This window comes from Kribbella ginsengisoli (assembly GCF_039537185.1).
Taxonomy (GTDB): Bacteria; Actinomycetota; Actinomycetes; order Propionibacteriales; family Kribbellaceae; genus Kribbella; species Kribbella koreensis.
Map to the genome: position 1 here is coordinate 29,093 of NZ_BAABAA010000018.1, position 13,848 is coordinate 42,940.

At 68.6% G+C, this 13,848-nt stretch carries 13 protein-coding genes; 3 read left to right on the forward strand and 10 right to left on the reverse strand.

The annotated features are described in order from the left end of the window. Nucleotides 1-29: 29 nt before the first annotated feature. The gene (locus tag ABD768_RS38300; protein ID WP_343966378.1) at nt 30-392 is read right to left on the reverse strand and encodes a hypothetical protein; all 363 of its coding nucleotides are present in this window, start codon (nt 390-392) and stop codon (nt 30-32) included. Next, nucleotides 389-613 (reverse strand): hypothetical protein, encoded by a 225-nt coding sequence (locus ABD768_RS38305; RefSeq protein WP_343966379.1) that lies wholly within the window; start codon nt 611-613, stop codon nt 389-391. The genes ABD768_RS38300 and ABD768_RS38305 overlap by 4 nt, the downstream gene beginning before the upstream one ends. A 275-nt stretch (nt 614-888) precedes the next feature. Between ABD768_RS38305 and ABD768_RS38310 the strand changes: the two genes are divergently transcribed. The 3 genes from ABD768_RS38310 (at nt 889) to ABD768_RS38320 (ending at nt 7,124) form a co-directional block, all read left to right on the forward strand. After that, on the forward strand, nt 889-5,328 hold the full coding sequence (locus ABD768_RS38310) for a hypothetical protein (protein WP_344849140.1): 4,440 nt from the start codon (nt 889-891) through the stop codon (nt 5,326-5,328). Nucleotides 5,329-5,424: 96 nt separating this feature from the next. Further along, nucleotides 5,425-6,015: an RNA polymerase sigma factor gene (locus ABD768_RS38315; protein WP_344849142.1), complete on the forward strand. Its 591-nt coding sequence runs from the start codon at nt 5,425-5,427 to the stop codon at nt 6,013-6,015. Continuing rightward, nucleotides 6,015-7,124: a CU044_5270 family protein gene (locus ABD768_RS38320; protein WP_344849144.1), complete on the forward strand. Its 1,110-nt coding sequence runs from the start codon at nt 6,015-6,017 to the stop codon at nt 7,122-7,124. The genes ABD768_RS38315 and ABD768_RS38320 overlap by 1 nt, the downstream gene beginning before the upstream one ends. A 43-nt stretch (nt 7,125-7,167) precedes the next feature. Here the strand turns inward: ABD768_RS38320 and ABD768_RS38325 are convergent, their stop codons facing one another. From ABD768_RS38325 to ABD768_RS38360, 8 genes are all read right to left on the reverse strand, one after another. Next, nucleotides 7,168-7,548, reverse strand: coding sequence for a hypothetical protein (locus ABD768_RS38325; RefSeq protein ID WP_344849145.1), 381 nt, complete (start codon nt 7,546-7,548; stop codon nt 7,168-7,170). Continuing rightward, nucleotides 7,541-8,011, reverse strand: a complete 471-nt coding sequence (locus ABD768_RS38330) for a hypothetical protein (RefSeq protein WP_343966389.1) — start codon at nt 8,009-8,011, stop codon at nt 7,541-7,543. The genes ABD768_RS38325 and ABD768_RS38330 overlap by 8 nt, the downstream gene beginning before the upstream one ends. Then, nucleotides 8,011-9,315 carry a hypothetical protein gene (locus ABD768_RS38335; protein ID WP_344849147.1) on the reverse strand — a complete coding sequence of 435 codons (1,305 nt, stop codon included), beginning with the start codon at nt 9,313-9,315 and terminating at the stop codon, nt 8,011-8,013. The genes ABD768_RS38330 and ABD768_RS38335 overlap by 1 nt, the downstream gene beginning before the upstream one ends. Nucleotide 9,316: 1 nt before the next feature. Beyond that, nucleotides 9,317-9,577 carry a hypothetical protein gene (locus tag ABD768_RS38340; protein WP_164592782.1) on the reverse strand — a complete coding sequence of 87 codons (261 nt, stop codon included), beginning with the start codon at nt 9,575-9,577 and terminating at the stop codon, nt 9,317-9,319. A gap of 13 nt (nt 9,578-9,590) precedes the next feature. Further along, nucleotides 9,591-10,271, reverse strand: a complete 681-nt coding sequence (locus tag ABD768_RS38345) for a hypothetical protein (RefSeq protein WP_343966393.1) — start codon at nt 10,269-10,271, stop codon at nt 9,591-9,593. Next, nucleotides 10,268-13,033 carry an FtsK/SpoIIIE domain-containing protein gene (locus ABD768_RS38350; protein ID WP_343966395.1) on the reverse strand — a complete coding sequence of 922 codons (2,766 nt, stop codon included), beginning with the start codon at nt 13,031-13,033 and terminating at the stop codon, nt 10,268-10,270. The genes ABD768_RS38345 and ABD768_RS38350 overlap by 4 nt, the downstream gene beginning before the upstream one ends. A gap of 113 nt (nt 13,034-13,146) precedes the next feature. Then, a complete protein-coding gene (locus ABD768_RS38355; RefSeq protein WP_343966397.1) occupies nt 13,147-13,545 on the reverse strand; it encodes a VOC family protein in 399 nt (132 codons plus the stop codon). A 7-nt stretch (nt 13,546-13,552) separates the two neighbouring features. Then, a complete protein-coding gene (locus ABD768_RS38360) occupies nt 13,553-13,765 on the reverse strand; it encodes a hypothetical protein (RefSeq protein WP_343966399.1) in 213 nt (70 codons plus the stop codon). Nucleotides 13,766-13,848: the final 83 nt, after the last annotated feature.

The following is a 13,848-nucleotide window of genomic DNA, read 5'->3' on the forward strand; positions in this document are numbered from 1 at the left end:
GGAGGGAGTTCGGCGCCGGCCCGTTCGGGTCAGACCAGGTCCGCGGCGCCGGATCCGGTCGTGGTCTGCCGGCCGGACTGGAACTCGTCCGGCGGGGGTTCGGGGGCCGGGTGCAGGTCCGGCCAGGGCTGGGGCGGCAGATCGGCACGCTTGGGCAGCTGCGGATCCGGCCCCGGGTCAGGGTCCAGCCACTCGATCTCGGTGGCGCCGTGGTGACCGTGGATGGCGATCACCGAGTCGATGCTGTCCCAGACGGTGGTGGTCGGATAGTCGCCGTACCAGCGCAGCGCGACGGCTTCGTCGGTGAACTGAACGCCCTCGGCGACGGGCCCGGTACCACTCACCCCGGAGACGTCGTGGTGGCGGATCAGCCGGAAGCGACGGGCAGTCATTTCGGCGCGACCTCCCAGAGCCGTTCACCCGGCAGCGCCCGGCCACCGGGATCCGCGTCGGGGATCGGTTCACTCGTCACCTTCAGGCCGGCGAACCGGCGTGACATGGCGGCGGCATAGCGGTCGGCCACATCGGCCTCCGCCCGGTAGTCCGCGACGACGTGGTCCCCGAACCACACTCGTACGCGGCGACGTTGTTCTCCCGCCGGATCCCCGGACATCAGTGCACCCGGCGTCCGGTCGAAGGCGTGCGGCGGCCGCCTGTCGGGGTTCCCATCAGCGGCATCGAATAGCTGTCGTTCACTTCGATCACTTCCACTTCCCTGTGGGGATGGGTTCACTCGTAGTGACGAACCGGTGACGGCTTCATGACGCGGATTCGGGAGATCTTTTTTCGAGACCGCCCGTTGCCCGATCGGGCCGCGTTTCGGGCGGGCCCCCGCCGCCTGCGCCGGATGCTCTGGACCGCTCCCGATGGATCCGGAGAATCGGTGGAATGGGGGAACTGCGGGATCAACGGGAGGACTCTGCCGGACCGGCCCGGCAGACTGGCGGACCGCAGAGTGCGGCGCTGAGTCCTGCCGCAGCCAACCTGCTCGGGCTGCAGGCCTCGGCCGGCAACGCGGCCGTGGCGCAGGCGATGGACTCCGAGATCAACGGGACGCTCGAGACGATCTACTCCACCCTGCATGTCGGCGGCATGTCCGACGACCGGGTGGAGAACGTACTGCGCCTGCTGCTGGCCAACTTCCCCTCGGCCGAGAAGCTCAAGGCCGGGTACCAGAGTCAGTACAAGCTCGATCTGTACCGCGACCTGGCCACCCTGCCCGCGGAGAAGGCCGTCCGGGCCCGGGACTACCTCGACACGGGCACGTTGCGGACGATGACCAAGCTGCTGATCTCGCTCGAAGGCGCCGGTACCGACCTGCCGACGCTGTGGCGCGTTCTCGGCGACGCGCACGCCGAGGGCGACCCGGAGAAGAAGTGGACGGAGGTCGCCGGCGGTGGACGGCTGGACGACCTGTCGGGCTACAGCCGCTTCGCGGGCGAGACGCTGGACGTCGCGCTCGACGACGACCTGGACGGGCACGAGCTGATCCGGGCGCACGCGATCCTCAAGTTCGGCAAGCCTCGTGACATCGACGAGCTGGTGATCGCGATGGAGCAGATCGGTACCGACGAAGCGAAACTGTTCGAGGCGCTCGGCACGGCCGGCAAGCGGGCGACGATCGAGCAGGAGTACCGCGACTACGAGCTGCGCAAGTACACCGCGACCCCCAACGGGCACGGCGTACTGCTGGAGGATCTGGGCGCCGAGATGGACGGCGAGGACTACCGGCACGCGCTCGCGCTGCTCGGCTACGACGAGAAGCTCAAGAAGCTGGCTGCTGACCAGGGGCTGGTCGCGCTGGTCAAGGCCGCGACGCACGGGTTGGGGACGAACAACGCGCTGATCTGGGACTCGGTCGGCAAGGCCAGCCCCGCGGAGAAGGCGGCGCTGCTGAAGGAGGTCGACGCCCCCGGCGATCCGCTGGGCCTCAAGGGCCTCACCGGCGACCTCAGCGACGCCGACCACGCCCGCCTCCGCGCCATGCTCCTCACCCCCGACCCCACGGCCCCGGCACCGGCCGGTACCGCTCCAGGGCCAGCCAGTACCACCCCAGCGCCGGGCGCTACGGCCGTACCGGCGCCGCCTGGTCCTGATGAGCCTGGCTTCTCGTCGTCTGGTGTGACCGACCCGGCGATCCTCAGCGATCCCCTCGTCCTGCGTCTGCGCGGACTCGGTGGCGTCGACACCCTGACGGTCTTCGACACGCTGAAGATGGCCAAACCCGCCGCCTGGAAGGCCTTCCGCGACGCCTGGAACGACCCGAAGTCGCCCTTCCATCTCTACGTCTCCGCCAACACCGTCGTCGGCGAGAAGCGCGACCTGGCGATCGTCCTCGGCACCGATCTGCGCGCCCGGCTCGACTACTGCATCGGCATGGTCAGCGACGACGAGGACTACCTCTTCCTGCTGCTCGAGGAGTTCGCCACCGACTCCGACCGGCACGTGCTCAGCAAGGACCAGGGATTCCGCGACAAGGCCCTCGGCGCGCTCAGCTCGTCGGAGCAGAACCGCGCCGAGGCAGCACTCCGCCCCCGCGACCAGAGCGCCCAGGAGCAGGCCGATTGGCTCAAGAAGGCGGTCGACCGGGAGAGCAGCGGCTTCTTCGACCTGTTCACCGACACCGGCGACGCATTGCGGGACGAGAAACGCGAGCTCGCCCAGAAGGCCGCCGGCCCGTCCGGAAGCGAGCTGGACAAGCAGATCGCGAAGACCTCGAACGCGCTCACCGGTTACACCGCCGCGCGCGACGAGTTCGCCAACACGGCCTCGATGGTCGTCAACATCGCGGTCGGCGTGATCGCCGCCGTCCTGACCGGAGGCGCCGCCGGTCCGATCGTCGCCGCCCAGCTGGCCCGGGCCGCGGCCGCCATGGCGTTGACGCGAGTCCTGTCCGAGAAGGTGATTCGTGGCGACCGGTTCGACGTGCTCGGCTCGGACGGCGCCGTCGCGTTCGCGGCCGGTGCGACCGACGGGGTGATGAACGTGCTCGGCGGCGTCGCGGCGCGCGGCATCAGCACGGCCGCGCTCGACGCGATGGGGCCGACGGTCGGCGCCCTTGCCAGGACGGCCCACGGGACGGCCGCGGTCGGCGTACTGCGGACGTCGCTCGAAGGCGGTCTGTCCGGTGGCGCGTCCGGGATGGTCGAGACGGTGGCGAAGGACGAGACCTGGCGGCAGGGCATCCAGAACGGTGTCGAGACGTCGATCAAGGCCGCCGGGGCGGGCGCCGGGCAGGGCGCACTCGTTGCCGTCGGCATCCATACCGTCTCGTCCGCGATCAGCGCGATGCGACTGCCTGCCACGGATCCGGCCCGTCAGGCGCTGCATCAGGCGGTCCTCGACGGCAATCCCGAGGCTGCGAAGGGATTCGTGGCCGGGATGGAACGCTGGGAGACAGGCATCCGCGATCTGGACGCCGGTACCGGGATCGGGGCCGGACTGGAGCCAGGGGTCCGCCAGCAGCTGATCCGGCGGGTGCAGGAGCATCGGCGGCAGCTGGTCCAGCAGTTGGGTGAGCACTTCGACGCGAAGCCGTTGGGTGGCGCGAGCACGGAGGCGATCAGCGATGTCGATCTGAGCGTTTCGGGCGAGAACGCCGGTACGAATCTGCTGGCGGCCGAGGCGTTTCTGGATGGGTTGTACCCGGGGTGGCGTTCGAAGTACCGGATGGGGTTGATGGTCGACGCCACCCGGATCGGGACGTACACGCAAGCGCTGGAGGGACTGCCGCCGCAGGCGCGGGCGGCGCTGGAGTCCCGGGTGACGATGGAGGTCGAGACGCTCAACGCCGCACGGCGGCTGCGGAACGCTAGTGGGCCCGAGCGTGGGCTGTTGCTCAAGGACCTGCCGGCTGGGATCGCTCCGGAACGCGTGGAGATCCTGGCCGGGCTTGGCGATGAGGCGCGGCAGGCGGTACGCGACCATGCGCTGGTCGAGGGCGACAAGTTGCTGGCCCAGCTCAAGGCGGCGACGGATCCGGCCGAGAAGGCGCGACTGGCCGAGCAGGTTACCTACCAGCAGATGCTGGCCAATGCGATGAGCGATGACGCGTACCTGTCGCCGGGTGGGGTGAAGGGCTTCGCGCTGAACCAGCCGTTGTCGGGGCCGCATCAGCACTATCAGGCGGCGCTGGATCAGCTCGACATGGCTGGCCATGCGATCCGCGAAGCGGGCGGCGTACTGGAGGCCATGCGCAGCTACGAGCTGTTCAAGTACGTCAATCGTTTCAGCGTGATCGTCGAGTCGGCCGGGTTGACCGATCCGTCGCTGAACTTCTTCAAGAACTGGTCTGATCTGGTCTATCGGGTGGATCGCGCGGCGACCGGGGCCGAGGCACGGCCGGGCGGTCTGGGCAGCGAGGCGAAGGGGGCGCACAAGTCGGGGGCGCGGTACGACAACCCGGGTGAGGCGCTGGATGCGCCGACGGCCGAGTTCCTGCTGGGGCGGTACGAGGAGTTCCAGGCTTTCGTCGCACGGCACACTGCGGAGCTGAGGGCACGTACGCAGCCTGAGGGTGCTGAGGCCGGGTCTTCGGGGTTGAGCAGACTGCCGGATCCCACCGCGCAGGACACGACGCCGAGCGGGGACACCGGTGACGGCCGGCTGACTCCTCCTCCGGTGCCGCTAGGTGGGTTGGAGGCGTTGCATCAGCCGATCGGGCGGCCGGTGGTCGATGAGGAGGCAGGGCAGGCGCTGATCCGGCGGCTGGCGAGCAACGACGCGAGCGCGCTGACCGACATCGGCGTCTCGCTGCCGCCGAAGTTCAGCCCGGAAGGACGCGAGTGGGGGCTGGCCCGGCTGGCCGACGGGACGTACGCGATCATCCAGGGCTCGCCGGGCGTCATCCACTGGCCACGCGGCAGCACGCCACTCGGTCACACCCATCCGTGGCACGCCGGCCGGATGATCAGCGAGGGCGGTACGCCGATCACCGCGATGGCCGACTCGACAGTGACCAGCGACACCGCGGTGTATCTGCAGAAGGTGAAGGTGTTTCCGTCGGTCGGTGACATCGGCTTGGCGTCGGCCAAGGGCTGGAAGAGTCACGAAGTACACACTCCGTACGTCCACCTCGGCGACGGCCGGATCGGCAACCCCACCGCCGCCCCCGCGGCGCCCCGGCTCAGCTTCCGCATCCTCGACGCCGAGATCGTCGGCCACATCGACATCTTCGACGTCACCCGCTGCCAGCTCCAGGCGGTTGCCGACGGCAAAGTCATCTGGGAGGCCACGGTCTGGGCCTCCAACGCGGGCGTCGGCACCATCGAGACCAAACCACCCACCACCTTGAACCCCGGTCGCTACACCGACCGGTACCGCCGCTGAGCAGCTTTGCACCTTGCTAGGTGGCAGGCTGGCGGGATGGGGCGGGAACCGGATGCGGCCGTGCGGGCAGAAGCAGGTATGCACCCACTCCGCCTAGTGACCGAGACAGCTCCGGCCGAGCCCCCTCCACCGTCGGATGGCGAGCTGATCGAGGCCGGGGAGACACCTGATGACTTCGCCCGGCTGTTCGACCGGTACTCGGTCACCATCCACCGGTACGTCGCTCGGCGGCTCGGGACGGCCGAAGCGGACGACCTGCTCGGGCAGACGTTCCTGGTCGCCTTCGAACGCAGGCACCGGTACGTCGATTCGCCTGCGGGCGCACTGCCCTGGCTGTACGGCATCGCCACCAACCTGATCCATCGTCGACGGCGCGACGAGGTCCGTCAGTACCGCGCGTATGCCCGCTCGGAGCCGGCCGGTTCCGAGCAACACGGTGACCCGCTCAGTACGGACGTCGCCGCCCGTGTGGACGCAGCGGTGGCTACGCGTGCGCTTACCGGCGTACTGGCTGGGTTGCGCAAGGTGGAACGGGACGTGCTGCTGCTCTATGCGTGGGAGGACCTCAGTTACGCCGAGATCGCGCTCGCGCTCGACCTGCCCATCGGGACCGTCCGGTCCCGCCTCCACCGAGCCCGTCGAGCCCTCCGCTCCGCGCTCGGCCCCGACTTCGAGGAGAACCTGTGATGACCGAGATCGACCTGCTCAAGCGCATCCGCGACGACGTACCGGCCCCTGACCCGCTAGCCCTGGCCCGCGCCCGCCAACGCCTGTTCACCCCACCACCTGTACGCCGCCGCGTCACCCGGGGACGCCTGCTCGTCGCCGGCGGCCTGGCCCTCACCCTGGCCGGAGGCTTCCTCGCAGCTGACGTGGTTGGCCACGAGAGCAGCCCTCTGCCCGGTACGGCCGCCGACGCCAGCACCTTCCTCGCCAACGCGGCAGCCCTGGTCAAGGCCGGCCCGGACACGCCGATCCGCCCGGGGCAGTACCGGCTGGTCACCACAGAGGTCAGCCGCATGTACGAGTTCGGGCCGGGCAAGAAGTACCGGGCCATGGTGAACGGCGCAACCAACGAGTGGATCCCTGCCGACCCGACCACCCGCAGGCATCCGCTGCAGACCCAAGAGCTCACCAAGGTCGAGTTCACGACTCCCGAGGCCAGGGCGGCTGCACGGAGGCTTGCGCCGGTCCTGTTCACGCATCCAAAGCCGACGCTTTACGCCGCCAACTGCCACGGCATCATCATCCAGTCGAGCCTCTCCCCAGAAGTGCTGAACCGGCCGTGCATTCCCGGCTGGTCACTTCCGACCGCCGAGTTCCTCGCCCGGCAGCCGCGCGACCCGGACAAGCTGCTCACGGCGTTGCGCAACGCACCGCTCCTCGACCACCCACCGTCGAATCCGCTCGAGCAGGCCCGGGTGGAGAACACGCCCCCCGACGAGATCGCCTTCGGCCGGATCGCCGCCGTGCTGGAGCTGGGGGTCGCGCCGGCCGATCTGCGCGCCGCGCTCTACCAGGCAGCCGCCAAGATCCCCGGGATCGTCCTCATCGACGACGTGGTGACCATCGCCGGGAAACACGGCCGCGCGATCGGCTACGAGCGGCACGGCCAGCGGCAGGACATCATCATCTCGCCGACGGACGGTCAGAGCATCGGCTCCCGCTGGGTCGTCACCCAGGAAGGCGCTGACCTCGACAAGGCCAACCTGACCGGCAACGCTCGCCCCGGCGACCTCGACATGGCCACTTCGGTCACCTCCCGGATCACTTCCAGGGCCCCAGCCATCAAGTAGCTCGCTGCCGCGCTGTCCGGAGTCCCGGGCGGCGCGGCTGCTCTCATCCCTCCCGCACCTCGGTAACCCAGTCCCGCCACTGCGGCAGATCCGGCTCATCCATGCTGACCCCCGCCGCGAAGTAGTGCGTCCCCGCATCCGGCAGATAAGCCGCCACCAGATAAGTCACGTCCTCCACCAACAACAACGGCATCCCCAACCCGACCAGCCGCTCGAAACTCGCCCGAGCCTCATCTCCCCCACCCACCAGATCAACCTGAACCGCATACGGATCAATCGCCTGAGCCTCCCCCGCCTCGAGCTCCCCCAGCACATGCCAATTCCCATGCACCGAAACCCCAGCCCCCAGCACCCCCTGCACCAACCCAGCGACCTCCTCGACACCCAACTCAGTCCCAAGAAAAACGCTGTACTCGTCAGCCATCTACCCGCACCCAATTCCGCCACTTGTCCCGATCCGGCGCATCGACGGTCACCGGCTCATCGAAGTACTGGGTGCCGGTTCCTGGGAGGTGCGCGGCGTCCAGGATCGTCACCTCGTGGACCAGGAGCATCGGTACCTCCGGCCGCGCCTCGACCAACTTGTCGAACACCAGCCGAGCCTCCCGTCGCAACACCTCGTCCGGCTTCAACCGGATCCCGATCTCGATCGGATACCCGTCGATCGCCTGAATCTCGCCGGGCTCGTCATCCGGCGACTCATAGATATTCCGACCGACCGACACCCGCAGCCACCCATCCACTGTCGCCGCCCGCCCCCGCAGTCCGACCTCGTCCTCGTCCTGCCCGCCCTGCAACAGTTCCAGCCCCAACACCCCAACCAGCCACCCAGCCACCTGCCCCGGCTCCTCGTCGAGCTGCAGAAAAATGCTCTCATCGGTGGCCATCAGTTCTCCTTCGCATACGTGATCATCCGTCCATCACCGAGAATCAGGTGCACAACCCTGGCAACTGTCGTTCCCTGCTGCCTCGCCGCCGCGCGGTACGCCTCCCGGGCGGCATCCTCGCCGAGCTCGACGTTCCTGCCGTCGATGACTACCTCGCCGTCGACCGCGCGCACCTGCCGCCCGGCTTTGAGAATGTTGCGTTTGACCGTCTCGATCCTGCTGGTCTCCAAGGTCTTGAACTCAACGACCGAACCTCGATCAAAGCGGCTCTTGCGTGCCATCGCATCTGGGTCCGGACCATCGGACCTGTTGTCGATCAGCCTCGCATCGACGCGCCACCCCTCGCCGGAAAGACGCTCGGCGATTCTCAGCTCTTTCGGCACGAAGCTGCTGTGCGGGTCATGCACCCCGGGTGCGAAGTCATCGCCCAAAGCGCGCGGATGCACCGCGGGGTCGAAGTCCGCGACGTCGTCGAGTGCGGTGTCTATTTCTGGTACTTCGATGGCCTCTGGCGGCCGGCCCTCGAAGTCGCCCGGTTCTGGTAGGTGGACGTCGATCATCACCGGGGGCGCCGGGGTGGGTGGGCGCTCGTCGGGGTAGGTGAAGGTGGCGGTGACCTTGTCGGGTTCTATCAGGATGGTGGCGGCGGTCCAGGTTTGCTTGCCGGACTCTTCCATCGACTTGAGGAGCTCGCCGGCCGCCTTGTCGAGTTCGACCTTGATTTCGTAGTCGCGGTCTTCGGGGGGCTCGATCTCCTCGAAGACCTCCAGCTCGCCGGTCTCGGTGACCAGGATCTCGAACTCGAGCTCTTCCGGCTGCTCGTACTCCTCGGCGTCCTTCTCCTGTTGTTTGCGGAGTTTTTCGAAGGCCTTGCGGGCGACCGTGATCAGCGGGGGCTCGAAGTCTTCGGAGTCTTCCAACGGCTTGAAGGGCAAGGAGAAGCGGGTGACCCGGCCGAAGAGGTCGCGGGTGGCTAGGTCGGAGGAGCCGCCGGTGGTGCGGTTGCGGTCGGCGGACTGGGCGTCTGGGCGGTCGCTGGAGCGCGGCGCGCCGACGAGGCGCTCGGCCCAGGCTTTCGTCTTGGGCGGCGCCATCGACAGGTAATGGGCGGCCTGTTCGCAAGCCCGCGCCGCCGCGTCCAGCTGCTGCGCGGCGACAGTCGCCTGCCCCTGCGACGCAGCGATCGCCAGTGCCGCGTTCTCGCGACACCGCTCGGCCGTGCGCTGCAGGTGCGCCACCACAGCGGGTACTTCGTTCAGGCACTCGACCAGTCCGCGCGCCACCCGCTGCAGGTCGGAGGGCATGTTAGATCTGGTCGGCGTAGCTCTTGCAGCCGGCCGAGGCGATCTCCAATGCCTCCGCTGCCTGTTCGACCGCCTTGCCGGCCGCGTCGAGGATCTCGGAGATGTCGCGGTCCACCCCGGTCGCCGTACCGGCGATCAGACTCTCCACCTGGGCGCTGTGCTGGATGAAGCGGAGCTTGAACCCGGCCAAGCCGCCAGCTGCTTGCTTGGCCTCGGCGGAGACCTGGTGCAACTGTTCCTTGAGCCGCTGTACGTCGGACACTTACTGCCTCTTCCTAGGGGTTGCGCTTCTTCGGCAGCACGATCGCCGTGCCGGCCACTGCGGCCGGTACCAGCACCGCCAGCCACCACGGCAGTCCTGCTGCCATCAGGACTACTACCAGGGCTGCCCCGCCCCAGCCCCACCAGCGGGCGCCGGGCAGTCGAGGCAGGCCCAGTACCCGCGACGCGGCCAGCAGGGTGACCGCCGCGATCGCAGCGGCCTCCAGGCCGACCAGGAGGGATCCCCTCGCTACCCAGACCAGTACGAAGCCGACCAGTACCTCGACGGCGCTGATCGTACGGCGCTTGCGACGCTCCTGATCCGCCCGGGCCGCCTTGCGTACCTCTTCCAGCTTGTCGACGGTCTCCGCGAGCTGTTTGGTGAGCTTCGCAGCGGCCGCTTCCATGTCAGTCATACCGCGCATGTCCGGCAACGGGATGGAGGCGCGCTTGCCATCCGGCGGCAGCCCCGCCCGCTGCAGGCTCTCGGCTGCCTTCTCCGCGAGCGCATTGAGCCGGATCTCCAGCTTGCGCCCCCGCTCGGCCATGGCGTCTGCCTCCGCCATGGCGGTCGCCTCTGCCTTCGACCGGTGCGCAGTGAGCCGGTCCTGCGCCTGCTGCGCGTCCGCCCGGGCCCCTGCGACCTGCCGGAGCGCCCGCGCGTACTCGGTCCACTGCTGCTGCTCAGTCTTCATCGCCGCACCAACTCCAGGCACCGGTCGATCTCATCGGCCCGCAGCGGCGCAAACGGTACGACGACCTGCGCCTCCGGGTGCAACCCGTCCCACAGCAGCGCACGATGCGGTTCCGACGCCCACCGCACCAGCGGCCCGGCAACAGCCCGTACTCCGTCCTGCGGATGCCTCAGGAACACATGCGTCGCCACATTGGCGCGGCCGTACCCGAGTTGCTCAGTGCACACGTGCAACCGGTTCCACCACCCAAAGGTGACCAGCCCCTGCGCAGGCCCGTCCCGCACGATGTCCTGCAGCGCATTGGCCGGGCTCTCGAAGAACCCCTCCGCATGCGTCTGCATCTTCGGTACGCCGTGAAACCCGAACCCCAGCAAGTACGTAGTACCGCCAACCTGCCCGTCCCGCACCGTGTCCCGCAACGAGAACAACCGCGGCACCACATCCGCATGCTTGTCGACCGTCTCGACCTCGCATCCGAGCTGCCGCAGCGTCTCGACCAGCGCATGCTTGCCTTCAGCAACGACCGGCGCCGAGTCCGTGCCGTCCAGGAAGATGAACCGAGGCGGCACGACAGCAGCCGCAGCGGCCGACACCGCCAACCCGGTCAACACCCCCAGAGCATCCGTAGGCCCGTCACCGAGCACCAGCACCCCAGCGCCAGGCTCCGGCCGCACCTCCACCGACACCGGCTCCTCGGTCACCGCGATCGGCAGCCCGGTCCACGGCCGCCCGAGCTCAGGCGACACCGCGGCGGCAGTGTCGGTCAGTCGCGCCGGCTCGGCCAGGTGGAAGATGCGCGGCGGGTGCGTGGTACCGGATCTCACCCACAACTCACGGCGCAGATCATCCAGCACCGCCTTGTCCGCAAAGCTGACGAGCACGTGCTGGTTGTCGTCGGGCGATCCGAAGTTCGCGTTCAGCACCGCCTCGCCGCGGAACTGCAGCTCCGCCGCGGCTGTGTTGCCCGTCCGCAGTATCGCCTGCGCGTCAGCCGGCGTCGTCTTCAACGCGATCCGGTAAGGCACCTGCCCGAAGATCGAGTCGCGCCGCGTCGACAACCGCTTCACGCCCTCGATCGTCTGCGTCGCCAGCACGACATGCACGCCGTACGCCCGCCCGAGCCGTACCAACCGCTCGAGCAATCGCGCCGCCTCGTCGGCCAGCTCGTCATCGTCCTCGAGCAGCACCTGGAACTCATCCAGCACCGCGAGAATGCGCGGCGGTCGCTCAGGTCCGGGCTCGAGCTCGGCGATATCGGCCACATTCCCATGCGACTTGAAGATCTCGCTCCGCCGGGCCAGCTCATCGGACAGATGCCGCAGTACCGCGAGCCCGAACGCCCGGTCGCTGTGCACCCCGAGCACCCGCACATGCGGCAGCCAATGCTCCCGCTCGCCGGCCGGCCCGAGCGCGGAGAACTCCACGCCGTGCTTGAAGTCGAGCAGGTACATCTCCAGATCCGCCGGGTCGTAGCGCGCGGCGAGACCATGGATCAGCACGAGCAGCAGGTTGGACTTGCCCTGCCCGACAGCGCCGCCCACCAGCACATGCGGCAGGGCGGGGTTGCCGCTGCGCAACCGCACCAGCGCCGGCGTGCGATCGTCGTACCCGATGACCGTGCTCAGCTCGTCGGTGACCGGTTGCCACCAGGTCGATCTGTCCGGAAGGGTGCGGTTGAAGTCGATCGTCGGCAGTACCGCGATCTCGGCCAGCTCGGCGACGACGTCACAGATGCCCGCGGCAACTCCCGCGTCGAAGGCCGGATCCAGCTTCGCCGGTACGTTCGGCAGCTGCGAGATCTCGACCTTCTCGTTGGCGATGGCAACGGGATTGAGCAGATCGAGCAACTGCCGGGCGTCGATCTCGTGCTCGCCCGTGCTCGACGGGTCGTGGTGGACCAGGAAGCAGATGCCGCGATCGGCGCCGGTCGCCGCCAGCCGCACGAGGTCGCGCTGAGCCAGCTGGTCGATCCCGGCCGGGTAGTCGAACAGCACGATCAGCCGGTACGGATCGGTCACCCGCCCGGTCTCGCGGACCAGGTCCTCGAAATGCTTGTGCCCCAACTGTGCTTGCCTGCTGGCACGCAACGACGAGACGTCGACCAGCCCGGACAGCACGGTGTGCAACTGATCCGCGGTATGCGTTGCCCGAGGCACCAGTTGCGGGTACTTCGTGGTCAAGTGCCCGAGCAGCCCCATCATCCCGGTCAGCCGCGGGTCGAACGCGTCGATCCGCAACCGGAACGGCTCGGCCGACGCGATCAGCCGCAACGCGACGCTCTGCAGCAGCCGTCGGGCCGACTCGTTGCGGTCGGCGGTCACCCGCCAGCCGTTGGTGCGCAAGAGGGGCGCGACTACCGGAGTACCGGCTTCGAGCTCTCCGACTCGCACGTACGACGGGGTGCCGGCGCCGATGTACTGGCGGTTTCGCCAGCGGGCGTCGTTGGGGGGAATGGATGCCAGTCCGGGTGCCAGCCGGTCGGCCAGGATGCGCGCGGCGGGCTCCGCGGTGGCCAACGCCTCCGAGGTGGCGGACTCGACCAGACCGCGCGATTCACGGCGCGCGGCGGCAGTCTCGGCCTGTAGCTGACGATGCAGCTGTACTGCGCGTTGATGCTCGCCACGAGTGAGCTGACGCGCGTTGTCGAGCAACTGCCCGAGCGCGAACTGGAGGCCGCGAATCCGTGCCTCTAGAACCTCTGGAACTGTCGCAGTCTCTGTGGGTGGTGCGGGCGTGCCACTCCCGTCAGGCTGCTCCGTCACGAGCACCGTCCTTCCACCTTCGCCCCGCGACCAACCGAATGCCTTCGCCAACCATGTCACACCAGCAGTCCCGTGCGTCACTCCAGGCACCAGAAGTCTCACCAACCGATCGGTTATCCGGGGGCGACGATCTCGAGCTCGTAGCCGTCCTGGTTATGCAGGAATGCGGCGTAATGCTGCGGCCCGCCGGCGTAGGGGTGCCGGTCGGCGAACATCAGCGTCCAGCCGTGCGCTGCGGCCTCGGTGACGATCGTGTCGACCTCGGCCCGGCTGGCCGCGTTCAGGGCCAGGTGGTTCATCCCGGGACGGAGCCGGTCGTGGACGTCGGCGGACAGGGCCGGGCTCTGCTCGACGACGATGTACGAACTGTCGGCCCCGGACTTCCAGCTGAATCCGCCGGGCCAGCCGTCACCGTCCTTCCAGCCCAGCTGGTGGAGCACCCAGCCCCAGTCGTTCAATGCCCGGGACAGGTCCGGGACCCAGATCTCGATGTGGTGCACAGCGGCGGCCATCGGAGCATTATCTGTGCTCGTCGCGGTATTCATCGTCGAACCGGCTCGAAACCGCTACCGAGACCAGTCCGGACAGCACCAGCCAGACCAGCGCGGCGACCAGCCACGGCCACCACTCCCGGCCCGCGGCGGCATCGGCGACAGCCTTGCCGAACAAGCCGCCGGACGGCGCGAAGACCAGCACCAGCAGTACGCGGGCGACGCTGCTCTCCTTGGTCATTCCTTCATTGTCCGAGCCGATCGCGATCCCCGCTCAGCTGCGGGCGTTTCGTCCCCTCGGCCCCTCCTTTCGCTTCCTTCCTT